This window comes from Paenibacillus sepulcri (genome assembly GCF_042647105.1).
In the GTDB taxonomy this organism is placed as follows: Bacteria; Bacillota; Bacilli; order Paenibacillales; family Paenibacillaceae; genus Paenibacillus_Z; species Paenibacillus_Z sepulcri.
On record NZ_JBHRUP010000001.1, the window covers coordinates 423,901 to 441,101 of the forward strand.

Sequence of the window (17,201 nt, forward strand, 5' to 3'; positions counted from 1 at the left end):
GATATGTCGCAATATAAAGAAATTCAATCTCTTGAAGAATGGAACTCCGCTCTGGAAGGTTCTGCAGATCGTCCGCTTGTTGTGTTCAAGCACAGCACGACCTGTCCGGTAAGCGCGAATGCGTATGAGGAGTTTACAAAATATCTGGAGCATGACTCCGGCTCCGATACGGATTATGTCCTGGTAAAGGTGATCGAATCCCGTCCGGTTTCCAACCAGATTGCGGAAGATGTAGCCGTCAAGCATGAGTCTCCTCAAATTATCATGATCAAGAACAAAGAAAAATACTGGAGCGCTACACACTGGGCGATTACAGAAGCCCATATGCGCGCGGTAATGCAATAGTACCGATCCGCTTGAAACCCAAACAGCCAGCCTCTGAACGTCTGATGACGTCTTGGCTGGCTGTTTTATTTTATTAAGCTAGCTGTTCCCGTCCAACTGCTTCAACAGCGCTTCAGCCGAGCCGACCGGTGCTTCGCAAGCGAAATTCCGGCACACGTAGGTGGCAGCCTGGCCTACTATGGAGCGTTTATCGGCCAGATGCTGCGGGTGCTGGTAGCTCCCGACATTGCTGCCATCCTGCTCCGCATGAAACGCAGGCAGCCATAGGGCATGTAAGCTTTTCCTCCTCCATGTGGTTTCGTTATCGCGCCCCGGACAATCCTTAGGTCAATGCCATTCCGTAACATTCATCCAATCACGCCGAAGCCTGTATGCATAAATTACAATGTACCGTAAATTCAAGGAGGTGCTTTGAATGTCTGATGTAGTTGGCGGTGTTGGCTCAAGTTTCGCATTTATACTCGTTCTCTTTATCTTGCTGGTCATTATCGCTTGCAGTTGCGGTAAATTCGGTTATTAATTACCCCGGAACCTGACCCCCTTTCATGTTCCGGATTTGCAAAAATCCAAAAAAGGACCCGCTTCTGCGGGTCTTTTGCTATTTTCTCTATAATAATATATTTCCGCTGCTCCATACGAACCCCATTGCGGCGCCATGTCGCTTCACAGATAAACATCGGAATTTGTTACTGAGTTTGTATCGTTGTCGGTAATGCAAACCAAACGCTGGAAATGTTCATTGAATTGGCGCCTGGAGCAAATGCCATGGAGAAAAACTGAGGCTATATTCATTGGAGGATTCTTTTCCTGCTGCGGCTTTCATTTAAACGATGACAGAGGAATCCCATTAATCACGATAAACAATATCGTTCCAATGAGAAATATAACGTAGGCCAGCAGCGGCCTGGAATAATGGAGCACCACAATCGGCAGCATTACGAAATCAAAAGCATGGATTTCAGCAGGTTCCATCTGTGACCGTAGTGATAATCTCCAAACATATACAGAATTCCTTCTATTAACGTTAATAACAGCGCCCATACAGATATGTAAATCCCTTTTTTAATAATTCCTTTCTCGTCTGGATAGTTGGTCAGATAAATTAGTGTCTTGGGTGGATAGAAGAAAATACATATCAATAAATTATTAATTAAATCTCCTCCCAATGCAGAACGTTGATCCCACAACGTATATCTATAGGTTATTAGATTAATCATTAAATCTCCAGCAATTAAGAACAAAATAGTGGATTGGTAATTTTTCCAATTCCTCCAATCACTTTTGTAGTAAGCAACGATCCAAACCAAAAGAAAAATCGCTATACGCATCATAATAATCACCCCAGTATCAAACATTCCCATTTCGTTTACTTTTAATCGTCAACTGAGGGATGCAAAAAAGCCACCCGCAGTGGAATGGCTGATATTATAGGTATAAAATACGCATGAACACTCATTCCCGTGCTTTTTCACGTTATTTATTAACAGACTTCTCATCATTAATCCTGAATACATAATTTTTCCTTTTTTGTCCCATGAATCAGGATAGTCTTTCCTTCCCGTTCCGCAAAAGCCAGCGGATATGAATATACATCCAAGTGATAATCGTCCCGGGTAACTTCCCGATCTCTTTGCGATGATGCAAGTCAATAAGAGAGGCATATTGATAGAAAATCGCGGTATACAAGCAAATAGGGGGACGTGCTTTTTAGCGGACAACGCACGTCCCCCTATCCTCAAGAAATTGCATAGTCTGGAGTATTAACCACCCATAGACGATACAGAAATTACGGAGTGCCTCGTATAGCTGGCCACTACCGCATGAACTTGCCCCGGCATAGCCAAAGGCTCCCTTGCAGTCTTGCTGATCAGATTTGCACTATAGACATTGACGAAGCTCGGGTTAGGATAAAAAGTCAATGAATAGGCATATTTACTATCCGCTGTAATTGTCATTCCTCCAGAGCTGGCAAGGGGAATAAAGGCGCTTGGAGGCGTCGAGATACCGGCGGGAATGACCGAAATGACTTGCAGCCCTGACTGCTGTTGATTTATTGAACTTCTAATTAAGACGCAGATCCGCTTTCGATCGGGGGTCACGGCAATTTCTCTTTGATCCGTATAGCTGTCGATCGACTCAATGACGGTATTTCCGTTCATTCGAATTATTTTATCAACATCCGATTGGATGATATACCTTGAATTATTGGGTAATCCGGTCATGCTGAGCGGACTTTGTAAAAGTGGATGGGTGATTCGCTGATTATTGAACAGATCGTTTACAGGAGCCGAGAAGATATCGCCAGGGCTGTGATCTTGAGTTTGGACATTCAAAGCCTGAATTTGATATGCTCCCTGGTACCCGACAACCGCGAAAGGAATGACTTGTTCCATATAGGCGGGTGATCCGTATTGGCTTGCAAGACTTGCAAAAATATCATGCGTAACCGACTGTGTTCCTACAGGAATAGCATCCACGATGCCTCTCGCCGAAGGAGTGCCCGCCATATTATTGATAGCCACAAATACAGTGCTGCTGTCAGGTGATACTGTCAGCGATACATTTTCACCTGATGAGGTGTGAAGATCGTACAGAAATTGTTTATTGGCTGCATCAAAGACTTTGACAATACCGGAGTGCAGATCGGCTGCGTAGAGATAGTTATTATCCGGGGTCACCAGCATGGCATTCGTATACCAGGATTGTTCAAATGAATATATTTTGACCGCTTCTCTGGTCAATAAGTGGACTGCATAAAGCGAGCTGTCTACTAAATTGGCTACATACAGCTGTGTCTCGTCCGGGCTTATCGCCAGGTTCAGCAGGTTGGCCGGCACTCCTCCGGTAGCCACACCAACAGGAACTGACGCACCGGTAATGGTATTGGTTACGGGATCCACATAAGAGATCAATGCTGTGGATTCATCGGGGGATAAATGAGCGACATAAACGTAATTGGGAGAAGTGGACTTTTGGAATACGGACGCATTGAAATCGCGTTCGCTCACGGTTGGATTATAACCGCCAATCTGGCTTTCTACCCGCGCGCGCAGGGTGTAGGTATAGGAGCCAGCTGACGGTTCGTCAACGAATGTCAGGGAGACGGGTCCCTTAAAGTTAATGGAGCTGCCGGTTCTGGTTTGATCATAGATAACCGCGTTGGAATAGACGGGGTCACCATTTCGAAGAATTTGATACGTTATGTTCAGTACACGGGGCAAACCTGGCGGGCTGCTGAAGGCAAGCTGAAAAGCGGCATCCAGCTTAACGACCAGCTGATCCGTCGATACAAGCAAATTATGAATCGTATTCAAGGTTACCCACGAACCGGGCGTTCCTGAAGGAAATACGACCGGTGTCATTGAGCGGTTGTAGCCCATGACCGGGATTACTCCAGGCCCATACCCCATCGGCCCGATGGGGCCAGCCGGTCCTGGCGCTCCCGCAGATGGATTGCCGGCAGCTCCCTGGGCTCCAGGCGGTCCAACAACTCCAGCACCTGTTCCCGAAACGGGATACCCCATCATGCCTGCAGGTCCTGCCCCTTGCGGACCTGTTCTGACTTGAAGATCAGAATCTCCCTTCGGCCCCGTCGGACCTAATGGTTCTATAATCATACGATGCACTCCCTCTCTGAAATCGTGAGCAGTCCCACAAAATTCCTAACTGGAATTCCGTTATGGATTATCTGGCTGCTGTCTCTCTATCATCTTTACAATATATGAAGTTTACAAGATTATGTCTTGGCATTTGCCTCAATTTTCTAAATCAGGGCAGCTGTAAACCCAAATAATAGATGCCAGTCTGGTATAGAAATTAAGCTTGTATTTCTGCTGACAGCTAATGCAATAGAATGGGGCTTTGAGAGGAATCTCTCAAAGCCCCGACTTCATTCAGATCGTGATACGGCTATCATAGCGGTATCGGGGTTTGGCCCCGACAGCATCCACCTCCCGGGGCAAAAGAAATCCAGCAGCCCTGCGGATTATGTAGCGCAGCTCATTCTTGTGCCGAAAGGAGACGACATCAAATTCGTTATTGAGCGAAAGCTTCAGGCCGGCAAACTTTCTTTGTCCAGTGGGGTCAAGAGCATCCCCCGGCTGCAGCCACAAGAGATACGGCTCCGATGCGGCTTTATGTATAAATTGACATGCCAGACGATAATTGACCTTTCCAGTGAAGGTATAAACATGCCTGGTGAAGCGTTTTGCGATTTCCACCGTATGGTCCGTGGATCCCCGATCCAGCACAACAATTTCATCAACAAGTCCGGCTGTCGACAAAAGCGAGGCTTCCAGCCGCTTCGCGTCATTGTTTGATATCATGCATAAACTGAGCCGGATGGGATCCTTCTCGATTAGTTCTCGAATGGGAGCCCCCCACTTGCTCTCCGCCTTCTTTTTGTTTTCTATAAGCAGATTCTGTAAATTCATTGCCGGCAGCTGATTGCTGCTCGCATGTCCGATATGGTGGATGAAGGAATCCTGTACAATCAGCAATTTGTAGCCATTGCGGATCGCTCTCAAGGATAAATCGTCGTCTTCATAATTGCCTAAACCATATTGTTCGTCGAAGTGTCCGATATCTTCAAGAACACTGCGTTTGGCAAGCAGGCAAAAGCCAATGAGACGGCGTACCTCGAGGACCCTTCCTCTACGTTGTTCACAGTAGCTTTTCGCAAAGCTCTCCATATCTTCAATAGCCTTGTAGTCCACCGCGATTTGTTGATTGCCGCTGGCATAGTTCGTTACCGGACCTACCATTCCGACCAGGTCGCTGCTATACAGAGCTTCGATTAAAGGCGTTAACCAGCCTGTGGGGACAATGGTATCGTTATTGAGAAATAGAATGTTGTCCCCTGTTGACACCTCAAGACCTTGATTGCAGCCTTTGGCAAAGCCGAGATTATGCTTGTTGGCAATCAGGACGATGTTATCCAGACGTTTGAGAAAGTCAACCGTGCCGTCCGTGGAACCATTGTCAACAACGATGAGCTCGTAATCTTCCGATGTGCATCGTCTAATACTGTCCAGACAATCTGCCGTCACCGTAAGCTGATTATAAGTGAGAATAACAATACTGGTCTTCATATCACCACCCCTTTACTTGTTCTCACCTCCTGGCCATGTAAGCTCCACATAGCCGGCACCCAGCAATTCTTTGTAATAATTTCTGTTGTAAATCATGCTTGGATGTGACGGATAGTAATGCAAGGCCACTTCATTATGGTAGTTGGCTTTGTGCGAATCCCCCAATCGGTCATAACACAAACACAGCTGCAGATGGGGCAGCCAGGTGGAAGAAACCGTGTCCTTCATTCCCATTGACTCCTCACGATCCGGCAGGGCTATGGCTTGCTCGTACCAGTAAATGGCCTGGATATAACGGTTATCCGCGAAGAAATACGATCCAAGCCTGCAGCAGAACTCAGACCGCGGAATATCATACTGGAGAGTTCTGCAGAGGGCTGCAAATTGCATCTGTTTATCCCCCAGCCGTTCCCGGCATTCGGCCAGCTTCAGGCAAGCCTGAAAATTATCTTCAATCCACCCCAGTCCGGTTGCCAGAAAACGCTCGTAATAATCGCAAGCTTCCTCATTGAAAGCATGTTCACGAAGCTCATTCGCGTAATAATATAAATCCCGTGGGGAGAACGCTTCTCCCTGTTCGGCACGCTTGCGGTATATCCGTAAATTCCGGTCGGTGTGCGGCTTATCCTTCTGATGGGTGATGCATACTTCGCTGGCAAGCGAACTGCCGAATACCGCCAGATATTCATGCACTGGCCCCAACCACAGAAAATGGCAATCGCGTCTTACCAGACGGTTGCGTCTCAAGCTGGAGGTTACCTTCCCCTCACTGTCAAAGGCAAGATTGTATGCCATGCTTACCGATTGGATATCGGGTTTGAGCGATGCCTTCAATTCCTTGAGAAGCGTCCGGTCCTTCTCCTCAATGTAATCATCAGCGTCCAGCCACAGAATGTATTCGCATGCCGCTTTGCTGAAGGAATAATTTCTCGCTGCCGCAAAATCGTCGATCCATTCGAAATCGTAGACCTTCGCTCCCCAAGCGGCGGCGATTTCCTTGGTTTTATCTGTTGATCCCGTATCAACAATGATTATTTCATCAGCAATATCCTTGACACCGGACAGGCAGCGCTCCAGAATTTTCTCCTCATTGCGGACAATCATGCATAGACTGATCGTAATCATGGGCTTCCTCCCAATTCTCATCATCTATATTTATATAAAATATATAGAAAAACAATCGGATGTAGACCATCTCAGGCGGCAAGCCGGGCACTACCGTAAAAACTGAAAAAGACACCGACGGTTTGTCAGTGTCTTTATTTCACGCCTTATAGCCATCGATTTCAAAGAGACGGCACCAACTTTTATCCTGCTACCCTGCAATCCATAAATCAAACCCGGGATTTGGTTAACTTCAAACGGCTGGCATATCGCAATCCTCAGCAGGTAATTATAAAGAGGATCATGCCCCTTCTCCGGCACGATCCTCTTTATGGTTTCCCCCATGATACCGTGACACTTAAATGTGCCTACTTCCCAATATATTGTTCTGGATACATAATAGCATCACTGGCAGGCGGATTATCAGAGAGTCACATCAAACTTGAATTGAAAGCAGGTGCAATAGTGGAAAATCATCAAACGAATGCAGAAATCAAAGCACCCGTTTTTGAAATCGGCCTATACACTTTCGGGGATCTGGTTCCCAATCCGGACGGCGGGGGAATCATCCCTGCACGGCAGCGCATCCGGGAAATCGTGGACGCCGCTGTACTTGCCGATGAGGCGGGACTCGATATCTTTGGCGTAGGCGAGCATCATACGCTGGAATTTGCCGTATCCTCCACCTCGGTCGTACTGGCCGCAATCGCACAGGTCACGAAGCGAATCCGGCTGACCAGCGCGACCACAGTACTGAGTACCATTGATCCGGTCCGGTTGTTCGAGGATTTCGCCACCGTAGATTTGTTGTCGGACGGACGCGCTGAAATTATTGCGGGGCGTGGAGCGTTCGTTGACTCCTTCCCGCTGTTCGGCTACGATCTTGACGATTATCACAATCTATTTGCCGAGAAAATCAGCCTGCTTATGAAGCTCGGCGAGCAAGAGCGGATCACCTGGAGCGGACGTTACCGCAGCGCCCTGAACGATCTGGAGATTGCTCCGCGTCCGAAGCAGCCTGAATTGCCCATCTGGATAGGTGTTGGAGGAACACCGGAGAGCGCCGTGAATGCGGGCCGGCTTGGACTTGGCATGGCGCTTGCGCTGCTCGGCGGACCTCCCGAGCGGGCAAAGCCCCTCGTTGATATGTACCGGCAAGCAGGACAATTAGCGGGTCATCATCCATCGAAGCTGAAGGTCGCAGTCTCCAGCCACGGTTATGTGGCCGAAACCTCCCAGCTTGCGAGGGATGAATTTTTTCCGTATTACAGCAGCTATTTCGAGCAATTTCTGGGTAAGCGGACCGGAAGGGGAAGAATGTCCCGTACCGAGTTCGAGCAATCAGCCAGACCTGGCACCGCGCTTGCTGTCGGCAGCCCGCAGGAGCTGATCGAGACCATTCTGCACCAGCATGAGCTTTTCGGCCACAGCCGGTATATGGCCCAGCTCGATATTGGAGGGATGCCTTACTCCAAGGTAGCGAAGGCGATTGAATTGCTGGCTGCTAAAGTCGCGCCCGTTGTAAGGCGCGAGCTGGCACGCTGACAGCATCGGAATTCCAAGTGTAGGACACCTTATTTTATTTTCCAGCGGTTCTTTATTTATGATGACCAGCATTTCATGATCTTCGATGAGACTGCAGATATTAAGTCAGTGAAAAGAGCAGAAGAGCAGAACCTCGGTTTTGGAGGCTCTGCTCTTTTGCTGCTCTTTTGCTGCTCTGCTGCTCTTTTTTTATGATTTGTCTTCAACCAGCGCCAGACTGACACCGGACGGGATTTGCACGATTGCAAGCCGCGCATGCCAATCTGTCCGAAAACGATGTCGTCTAAAAGGCCTTGATTAATTTGGGCTCTGCGCCTTCAAGCTTCCCATCCAGATATTGATCCACAATATCATTATTAAATGTGTTATAGATCATTCTTAGATGCTGGGGCCTCCAGTCGGCCGAAGTAAATAATTTCCCATTCGATTTTTGCGGAACGGCATGGATCGGCAGGCCTTCGCTAACAAGCTGCAGGAGCTTAATTAAATCCTCCGACGCTTGTATGACCGCCTTGCAGGCGACATCATGTATGCCGTCTCCGCGTTCCAGAACAGGAACGGAATGATGGATAATGCCGCCTCCGTCCAGCTTGGAGGTAAGCTTGTGGATGGTCATGCCTGTCCAGTTCGGCTTCAGGAAATAAAAAGGCCAGAATAACGTGGTATTTCCCCTGTACCAGGGAGACAACCCTCCATGAATATTCCAGGCATAAGCGGGAAGGCTGGCCAGCATATCTTCATTGAGCTTATGGATGCCGTAGCTGACAGCAATATCGGGTTGAAGATTTTGTATCCACTGCCTTGTTTGCTCATCATTAAGATTTTCTTTCGTTGCAGGATAAACCGGGATGCCGCTAAAATAGGAGGAATCCAACGATCCGAAGAATCGCTCCTCACTTGTTTGCCGGTCCAGGAAATGCCGCTCAAAATTTTGTCTGTCTATCGGAGATAACTGATCATCGGGAACGGGCATAAATTCCTCACGGACCTCGATTAATAATCCCGAAAGTAAATGTTCATCGTATAATTTTTTGGCCACATATAAATGCCGGGGATGAGACCCTGTAAGAAATATCATTTTCATCCTAGCTCTCTTCCTTTCTCATGGAACGGTCCTTCCAACAATCCCTTCTCCACCAGCTTCTGCACGTATGGCATAAGTCCGTCAATATTGCATTTGCTCCGTTCTGCTATATCCAGTAACGTGTGTTTGCCGTCTGAATAATTCAGCAGCATTAAAATGCGATTAAGCTGCGTACGGCTATCAACGATTTCATTGGAAGATAAAAATCTGGTTGCAGGAGCGTTCATGTCAGGATACAGATCATGTTTGTCCAGCTTCACTTCCCCATATGGGAATTGATTGATATAGCAGCCTTCCGCTTCATTCATCTGTAAAAGAGATTCCAGCTCATCAATACTTTGTTGAATCGCCTCTATCGTCATGGATTCTTTGGTATCCAGCGAATTATGATACCCCGGGTAATCGCCATAAACCGTCCGGGCCATCTGGCCGACAGGCAAATTAAAGCCTGGCGAGCAGTACTGCCTTTCATCCGAACCGAATTCCGGAGTAAACGGTCTTGTACCCCCCTCATATTGACCATGGGCAATCATCTGCTGCCATATTCGATCAAGCGGATTTTTGCCGGAACGTGATAATTTATAGCTTAATTTCTTTTGTCCGCCCAAACAGGTCAAGACGAGTCCCGCATGGGTACGCTCTTTCATTTGTTTGCCGAACCGATGCAGGTAGGCAATACTGCCAATGGTCTCCGGCACAAACACGAAACGGTACGTATAGCGGCGATTTGGCCAATTTGCAATTCTGTTGTACAAAAAAGCAGCAGCCAAGGGTCCGCTTAATTCGTTATTAGCCATCGAAGGATGACAAATGTACGTGCTGATTAAGATTTCCCGCTTGCTTTCTCCAGGCAAGAACGCATGGGCATAATTTAATTCGCCATTTATCATTTCGCTGTCGATATAGGCAAGGTAATCGCCATCTTCAAGCTGCTCAAGCTGTTTGTGGGAAAGACAGAACCCCCATCTGCGTGTGTAATAGGAAGTTACATATGGAATGGCATCCGGCAGCCCGGGGATCGTATATAAGTGTTCCTTGAGCTTTGCGAGCGGCATAACCTCGTTAACCGGGGTACTATAATTGAGAATATGAAGATTATTCGTTCTGAAATTTGCAATGATTTCACCATTTGGCCCCTTTAGCCATGCATCTCGAATAACCCATTCCTCCGGAATTACCCAATCAAATACTTGAGTTCCAGTGGGGATGCCAAACACTTCCAAGGGAAGCTTCTCCGACAGCAGAGTAAGAGTGTCCCGCAATCCCTGGCCGGTAATACTGCGGCAAAGGGGAAAGAGCTCGTCAAATAACAGGTTTATTTCCGCCATTTCCTGCTGCTTATTCACTCTTAATCCCTTTCCTCTCTCTTTGTTCGTGAAGATAGATTCATAATAAATGGACCAGATTCAAGGATATGGAGTTCCTTTCCCATAACCGTTGAACCCGCTTGCGACCGCATCACAGCATATCCACAATATATGATCGACAAGACTGGTTTGACACTGGTATAGCTGCATCATAACTTGCGGTCCCGTTGAACTATCGCATGAATTTTATGCCTCTTAACCAGGCTGTTATGCAACTATCAACAGTAGTTTCGGAGATCGGCAATCATACCGACTTTAAGCAATATGGATCGTCAGACTATTGCAACTCTTCCAATTTCCTCGTCAGCTCCATCCACCTCTCCGGCACATCCTCCACTTGATCCACATAAACCGCCTTCAAATACTCCGAGACGTTCATCACTCTGTCTTCAATCAGCACCTCCCGTATTTCAGACGGCTTCCCCGGCACCAGGTTATTCAATACCGATTGGAAGCGGTCCAGGGGCAGAAACATGGCCGGACTTTTTCTGTAGGAGCAGAGATTGGGATAACGCGGCGAGCTCCCCGAATCATACTTGGAGAGCCTCACTGCGGAATAATGCCCCGCCATCAAGGCATATGCATCAAATTCCAGCACGGCGAACCGTTCATCCGGTTCTCTTCGCGCATAGGTGTCCATCATTTTCTGACAATCCTTTAAAGTTGGCCAGAAAAACACATGCCGGTCCAGACAAGCCCGGAATTGTTCCAGAGTTGTTGCAGGATCAATCATACTGCCTGGAATCCTGAGATGTGTATTCACGATGATGGATTGACCATTATAATTCACGTTTACGGGTTTTAGCCGGCGCTCGCCGGAAGTGCCGCGGTTTGCTTGACTGCTGGACAATAGAGCGTCGAAATGGGCGATAGCCGGCAGATTGCCCGCCCTTGTAAAGTGAAACAAGGACTGCCTGTTTTTTGCTTTTGTTATGGCGGTCACAATCGTATCGTTCATGGCTTCAGCTCCTCCGCTCAATCGGGTCTATCCCCAGCTTATCATTATTCCCTTGTACGATGCACAAGCATCCCCTCCAGCGCAAAATAGTCTGCAATCACGCTCCCGGAGCCGATGGTCTTCCAGCAAAAAACACTCCTCGAGTAAGCATGTGAGAAGTGTTCAATGATTCTGTTGTGTATGCGAGTCAACTTATTAAAGAGGACCGTTCCGGTGCACGTACACCGCCGCCTGGGTGCGGTCGCCCACCTCAAGCTTGGCGAATATATTCGTAATATGCGTCTTGACGGTCTTGACGGCGATCGCCAGCTCTGCTGCGATCTCGTGATTGGTTTTTCCCTCCGCAATCAGGCGCAGCACTTCAATTTCCCGCGCCGTCAGCGCATCATGGGGCAGCTTCTGCGGCGCGCGGCGCATCTTGGATAGCACTTTGCCGGTCACTTCCGCTTCCAATACCGAATCTCCTCTGCCCGCGGCGCGGATCGCAGCGGCAATTTCACGGCCTTTTGTAGTCTTAAGCAAATAACTGAGTGCTCCCGCTTCAATAACCGGATACACCATATCGTCATCCATGAAGCTGGTAAGAACAATCACCTGCGGCGCATCCGCCAGCTGGCATATTTGCCTGGTCGCTTCCACGCCGCCCATTCCCTTCATGACCAGATCCATAACAACCACATCCGGCTTCAATTCCTTGACGAGCTTGACGCCCTCTTCTCCGCTGGCTGCTTCACCGACAACCTCAATATCGGTCTGTATGTCCAGGTAACTGGATAAACCCATCCGCACCATTTCATGGTCGTCAACCAGCACTACTTTTATGCTCATGGCTGCTTATCTCCTTCGTTCCCGATAATCGGCACCTTCACATCCACTTGTGTCCCTTTGCCCGGGGATGAAACTACAGTCGCCACGCCTCCAATTTCATTGGCCCGCTCCTGCACGGTTTTTAATCCATACGAGGAGGACTTGGCCGCATCCCGATTAAAACCAATGCCGTTATCCGTTATCCGCAAATGCACCTGATGGTTGTACAAGCCAAGCCTCACGGTTGCGGAAGTGGCTTCCGAGTGCCGGAGAATATTGGACAATCCTTCCTGGGTAATGCGGAACAGATGATCCTCGACGCCTTTTGGGAGTCCCTCCACAAGTTCAATCTCGGACCGTATCGTGAGTGATTGCTTGTCCGCCATCTCCTCCAGAAGCTCCTCGAGACCTTCCTTCAGCGATTTCCCCTCCAGTGTCGCCGGACGAAGCTGCCTGAGCAGCGCCCGCATTTCATTTTGCGCATTTCCTGCCATTTTCTCGACCATCTCGATTTGCTTCCTTGGTTTCTCCGCATTCAAATCCGCGCTTTCCACGAGCGCCGAGGTCATCAGCGAAATCGCAAACAACTGCTGGCTGACCGCATCATGAAGCTCGCGCGCCAGCCTCTGCCTTTCTTCGACGATTGCCGATTTCTTCAGCTGCTCACCCATCTCCGCTTTCTCTGTCGACAGCTTCTGCAGGGAAGCAACCTGCAGCTGAATATGGCCGGCCATTTCGTTAAGACGCTGGGCCATCAAGCCAACCTCATCGTCCTCACCTTCCCGCATCTGCAGACGATGGGAGAAATTCCCTCTCTCGAACAGGGTGATGGATTCCAGGAGCCGCCCCATTCTTTTCTTCAGCGTATTGCCATAGGCCCATCCCGTAATCGCCCCAAACAGGACGACAGCAGCGCCCAGGATGACGACGACCGGAATGTTTTTCTTCTCGATCCACCATAACAGGCGAAAATCCAATTTATAGAAGATGATGATTCCGCATAAAGCAGCGGCGAACATAAGCAGCGAGAAACCGATTGCATATAGGGTAAGCTTCCATCTGATGCTGACCAGCCGGTTCATATTCATTTTATAAATACCTCACAGCCATATCCCCGATTATTGAGCTCATGACAAGATTTATTTTCCTGCCGGCTTGCGGATAATTCGCCGTTTCCATCCGGAATCGGGGATTCAGTCCCTCACGATTGCGGCCCAGAACATCCAGCGACCCATAATATACCGTAATATCCACATGGACTGCCAGATCATAGGGGAGATATACGGTCACATTGCCGAGCAAACGGTCCACGGTAATAACCTGCTCCCCTTCCGCCGCGATGGCTTGAGACAGATCGATATGCACATCGCCAATCCCTCTCGGAACGGACAGATCCGTTAATGCCACCGGACGGATATATACATCTCCGAATCGCTCGCGCAGCGGGACCCGGCTGGCAGCGCCGCGATTCCGGTTTCCGGCTTCCGGTTTATTTTGCAGAAACGACCGTTTATTCAGCAGCAGAATATAACCCGCATAGATCAGGGCCGCACCGGCAAGCACACCTGGCAGATCCAGATCCAGTCCTTGCGACAGCAAAATCAGCGTGATTGTCCACGGGATAATGGCTGCCCACCTAATACGGGAGCGGAAAGTGGACAACAGCGAGCCCAGACTGAACCAGATTAAGGGATCGTAATATCCGTAGCCTGTTCCCGCAATGATCCAATAGATACCGGCGCAGACGGCGATATATCCGATGAACGGATGAATGAGCAGTCGTTTAAGCATCTTGTTTCCTTCTTTCTTCAGGAATCAGGCCCAATATTCACATCGCCGGCTTGCACATGTATGTCAATCGGGACCTTGCCCGTTCCGCTGGAAGCATGCAGCTGCCTGTCGCCCTGATTGATGATCTTGTCGAACGGATAATCAGCGTTTACGCTTCCGCCTTGGGCTGCCGCATCCAGTTCAATGTCCGCTTGCTCAGGCAGAGACAGAGTGGCATCGCCTTCGAGAATATTGATGGCAATGGATCCTTCCGGCTTGCCCAGCCGCGCATTCACGTCGCCATCGGTGACCTCGGCATGCAATCCCCCCGAATAGCGGTCCAGATTGATTTTGCCTGCCGTCAGCTTCACTTTTCCGACGCCGCCGGCAATGTTCGAAGCATTCATCTTGCCCGTCACGATAGCAGCGGTATAATCGCCTGAATAGTGATCAAGATTGATTTTACCCGTTACGATATCGAATGAGGCATGGCCTGCGTGCAGCCGTTCTCCCGAAAATTTGGATGTATACGCTTTGAAATCGAGCCGCTCCGCATTCACATCGCTCACATTCACATCACCTGACTGTAGCGTTATCGCAAGCTTATTCAGGACCATCCGGGCATCTTCCGATTGTCCGTACACATGGATATCCCCATCGCTGACTTCCGCAATCAAGCTATTCTTATAGAAGCTTGGAATATGAATGTCGAGGGTGGAGCCGGTCGGCAGGAGGCCCTTGGCCTTATCCTCCACAAGGACGTCGATTGAAATCCCCTCTTGCTTGAAGCTTAACGTGCCGCTGCCATGGAGTGCTGCTTCCATTTCTTGCGAATCGTCATCCGCAATGATGCGGATGTCTGCATTTGAAGCATTGATCGAAATCTGTTCAATCGTAACCGGGACGGCAATCCGCGCCTCCTGACTTCTCCACGTCAAGCCTTCTCCGGGGAAGGAAGCTCCTATCATAATGAGGCCGCCCAGCAGGAGCAGAGCGCCGATTAGCTTCTTCAACCGCAACAACCTCCTGTAAGACGATGCCTAACCATCCCATTTTATCATCAGACGGCGCTTTTTCCATACGTACCTGGATCTGATCTTGTATAAGACCACGGTCTTAGAGAGTCTGAAGCGTCAACCGCCTTCCGGTCTTAGATGAATTACAACCTGAGGACGTTACGCAAGCTATTCTTCATGGTTTATTCTGTATACACCTGCAAGAGTACGGCAGCACCGCACCAGGCAGGCTGGAAAATTCGAAACGGAGTGACTGCTTATGTATAAGAAATGGAACCTGTTAAAAAATCACCTGCTGGCGCTCAGCCTGCTGCTGTCCATCCCCCTGCTCAGCATCGCTTACATTTATCTGAATCACAGCAGAGGCGAGCATACGTTCAGCCTTGTAACCGATCTGGACCAGCAAATTCCGTTTTTGAAAATATTCATTTTGCCGTACTTGGCCTGGTTCGTCTTTATATTAGCCTGCTTTGTCTATCTTGCCTTCCGGAATCGTCAGCTGTATATGCACACGCTGCTGCGCTTCAATATCGGACTCGTCGTCTGCTACCTGGTCTATGCCGTATATCAGACCCATGTGCCGCGTCCGGAATTGGTCGTCAACGACTGGCTGGGCCGGCTCGTTCAATATGTCTACAGCATGGATGAACCCTTCAACTGCTTCCCGAGCACGCATGTGCTGACCTCTTACTGCATGATGAAAGCCTTTATCTCGTCGCCCGGAATCAACCGGTATATCCGCATTGCGGTATCAGGCATGTCCATCCTTATTATCGCCTCGACCTTATTTGTCAAACAGCATGTGCTGATGGACATGGCAGGTGCGATTGCGGTTGTGGAAGTGATTTATTTTGTCGGTGCCCGAACCTGGGCACGAACCCGTGCAGGTGAAAAGCGAAGCGGCGTTCCTGCCCTTCCGTAATTGGGGGGTTGGACACTTTGCTCCGGGCCCCGAAGATACCATCCGTCCCGGCTCTCTCCTTGCTGTCCTCCCATCTCCGGAATGCGAAGTATGTCTTGTTATGCCAAGCCGAATGCATGCACAAGCAGGAAGCCAAGGACCGACAGCAGCACCGAGCCTATCCCTCCTGCGGCAAAGGGTCTCATACCCAGTCGGCGGAAGGTGCCGATGCTCACTCCAAGACCAAGGCCTGCCATCGCCATTGCCAGCAGCAGATAAGCTGCGATAATCATCTGTGCGCTAATCGCCGCAGGAATGATACCTAATGTATTCACCCCGCACATGAGCAGGAAGCCGGGAATAAACCACGGGAACGGGATCTCCCTCCAGCTTGTGCGGCCTTCGGCTCCATTTGCATAACGGCGCTGCTTGCGCGCGGCCCAGATTCCGATAACCATTGCCACCGGCACCAGCATGACCACGCGTGTCAGCTTCGCAATCACCGCAAGATCAACCGCTTCCTGCCCACCTGGTGCGGCAGCGGCAATGGCATGAGCAACCTCATGAAGCGTAGCTCCCGAGAAAATACCGTACCCTGAAGGACTTAAATCCAGAATGGGATATACCAAGGTATAGATTAGGGTGAAAATCGTGCCGAGAATCGCAACCGTCGCAGCGGCAACAGCCGTTTCCTCCTCATTTGCCTTCATTTGCGGCGAGATTGCCACCACTGCGGCGGCTCCGCAAATCGCAGTCCCGCATGCCGTTAACAGGCCAAGCCTCTTATCAACGTTTAGCCACCTCGTCAGCCCGTACACAACCAGAATTGTAAAAAATACATCAATAACCGCAATGGCCAATACTTTGGGTCCAGCATGAACAATATCGGACAAGTTAAGCCTCATGCCCAATAAAATAATGCCGTACCGCAGAAGCTTCCTGCTAGAGAAGGAAATTCCGCCAGCTGCAGATTCCGGCATCCTGAATATGGCTTTGCAGATGACGCCAAGCATAATCGCGATCACAAGCTGGCCCATAATGCTTAGAAACGGCAGCATCGCCAAATATTTTGCAGCCGCGGCAAGCAGCAAGGTGATTGCCAGCCCCTGTGTGAATCCCATACCATTATGCAGCCTGATGCTGCTTGTATTTGCTAGTGTCATAGTATCTCTCCCCAGGCGGATGACTTGATTTCATTATGGTTTTAGGATTAA

General features: G+C 49.3%; 16 protein-coding genes. 4 read left to right on the forward strand and 12 right to left on the reverse strand.

Annotated elements, in window-relative coordinates; genetic code table 11:
- Positions 1-3: 3 nt before the first annotated feature.
- Both ytxJ and ACFOLF_RS01895 read left to right on the forward strand, forming a co-directional pair.
- A complete protein-coding gene (gene ytxJ, locus ACFOLF_RS01890; RefSeq protein ID WP_210040481.1) occupies positions 4-345 on the forward strand; it encodes a bacillithiol system redox-active protein YtxJ in 342 nt (113 codons plus the stop codon).
- Between the two features lie 415 nt (positions 346-760).
- Entirely contained in the window at positions 761-865 is a 105-nt protein-coding gene (locus tag ACFOLF_RS01895; RefSeq protein WP_210040480.1) for a YjcZ family sporulation protein, read from the forward strand.
- A 415-nt stretch (positions 866-1,280) separates the two neighbouring features.
- Here ACFOLF_RS01895 and ACFOLF_RS01900 read toward each other — a convergent pair whose 3' ends face one another.
- The 4 genes from ACFOLF_RS01900 to ACFOLF_RS01915 form a co-directional block, all read right to left on the reverse strand.
- Positions 1,281-1,706: a CBO0543 family protein gene (locus ACFOLF_RS01900; protein ID WP_210040478.1), complete on the reverse strand. Its 426-nt coding sequence runs from the start codon at positions 1,704-1,706 to the stop codon at positions 1,281-1,283.
- Between the two features lie 399 nt (positions 1,707-2,105).
- On the reverse strand, positions 2,106-3,962 hold the full coding sequence (locus tag ACFOLF_RS01905; RefSeq protein WP_210040476.1) for a hypothetical protein: 1,857 nt from the start codon (positions 3,960-3,962) through the stop codon (positions 2,106-2,108).
- A gap of 276 nt (positions 3,963-4,238) precedes the next feature.
- Positions 4,239-5,435: a glycosyltransferase family 2 protein gene (locus tag ACFOLF_RS01910; protein ID WP_210040473.1), complete on the reverse strand. Its 1,197-nt coding sequence runs from the start codon at positions 5,433-5,435 to the stop codon at positions 4,239-4,241.
- Positions 5,436-5,447: 12 nt separating this feature from the next.
- Positions 5,448-6,560 carry a glycosyltransferase gene (locus tag ACFOLF_RS01915; RefSeq protein WP_210040471.1) on the reverse strand — a complete coding sequence of 371 codons (1,113 nt, stop codon included), beginning with the start codon at positions 6,558-6,560 and terminating at the stop codon, positions 5,448-5,450.
- Positions 6,561-7,004: 444 nt separating this feature from the next.
- Here ACFOLF_RS01915 and ACFOLF_RS01920 point away from each other — a divergent pair, with 444 nt between their 5' ends.
- On the forward strand, positions 7,005-8,084 hold the full coding sequence (locus tag ACFOLF_RS01920) for an LLM class flavin-dependent oxidoreductase (RefSeq protein ID WP_379113873.1): 1,080 nt from the start codon (positions 7,005-7,007) through the stop codon (positions 8,082-8,084).
- A 283-nt stretch (positions 8,085-8,367) separates the two neighbouring features.
- Here the strand turns inward: ACFOLF_RS01920 and ACFOLF_RS01925 are convergent, their stop codons facing one another.
- From ACFOLF_RS01925 to ACFOLF_RS01955, 7 genes are all read right to left on the reverse strand, one after another.
- Complete coding sequence (locus ACFOLF_RS01925; protein ID WP_210040467.1) at positions 8,368-9,168, reverse strand: formyltransferase family protein; 801 nt, start codon at positions 9,166-9,168, stop codon at positions 8,368-8,370.
- Positions 9,165-10,514 (reverse strand): DUF4910 domain-containing protein, encoded by a 1,350-nt coding sequence (locus tag ACFOLF_RS01930; protein ID WP_379113875.1) that lies wholly within the window; start codon positions 10,512-10,514, stop codon positions 9,165-9,167. Before ACFOLF_RS01930 ends, ACFOLF_RS01925 begins: the two co-directional genes overlap by 4 nt.
- Positions 10,515-10,812: 298 nt before the next feature.
- On the reverse strand, positions 10,813-11,493 hold the full coding sequence (locus ACFOLF_RS01935; RefSeq protein WP_210040466.1) for a DUF7002 family protein: 681 nt from the start codon (positions 11,491-11,493) through the stop codon (positions 10,813-10,815).
- 195 nt (positions 11,494-11,688) lie between these two features.
- A complete protein-coding gene (locus ACFOLF_RS01940) occupies positions 11,689-12,321 on the reverse strand; it encodes a response regulator transcription factor (RefSeq protein ID WP_210040463.1) in 633 nt (210 codons plus the stop codon).
- On the reverse strand, positions 12,318-13,388 hold the full coding sequence (locus tag ACFOLF_RS01945; protein WP_210040461.1) for a sensor histidine kinase: 1,071 nt from the start codon (positions 13,386-13,388) through the stop codon (positions 12,318-12,320). The genes ACFOLF_RS01940 and ACFOLF_RS01945 overlap by 4 nt, the downstream gene beginning before the upstream one ends.
- 1 nt (position 13,389) lies before the next feature.
- Positions 13,390-14,091, reverse strand: a complete 702-nt coding sequence (liaF, locus tag ACFOLF_RS01950; RefSeq protein WP_210040459.1) for a cell wall-active antibiotics response protein LiaF — start codon at positions 14,089-14,091, stop codon at positions 13,390-13,392.
- Between the two features lie 17 nt (positions 14,092-14,108).
- Positions 14,109-15,083, reverse strand: a complete 975-nt coding sequence (locus ACFOLF_RS01955; RefSeq protein WP_210040457.1) for a DUF4097 family beta strand repeat-containing protein — start codon at positions 15,081-15,083, stop codon at positions 14,109-14,111.
- A 262-nt stretch (positions 15,084-15,345) separates the two neighbouring features.
- Here ACFOLF_RS01955 and ACFOLF_RS01960 point away from each other — a divergent pair, with 262 nt between their 5' ends.
- Positions 15,346-16,008, forward strand: coding sequence for a phosphatase PAP2 family protein (locus ACFOLF_RS01960; RefSeq protein ID WP_210040455.1), 663 nt, complete (start codon positions 15,346-15,348; stop codon positions 16,006-16,008).
- A 98-nt stretch (positions 16,009-16,106) separates the two neighbouring features.
- Here the strand turns inward: ACFOLF_RS01960 and ACFOLF_RS01965 are convergent, their stop codons facing one another.
- Positions 16,107-17,150: a YeiH family protein gene (locus tag ACFOLF_RS01965; RefSeq protein WP_210040453.1), complete on the reverse strand. Its 1,044-nt coding sequence runs from the start codon at positions 17,148-17,150 to the stop codon at positions 16,107-16,109.
- Positions 17,151-17,201 lie beyond the last annotated feature (51 nt).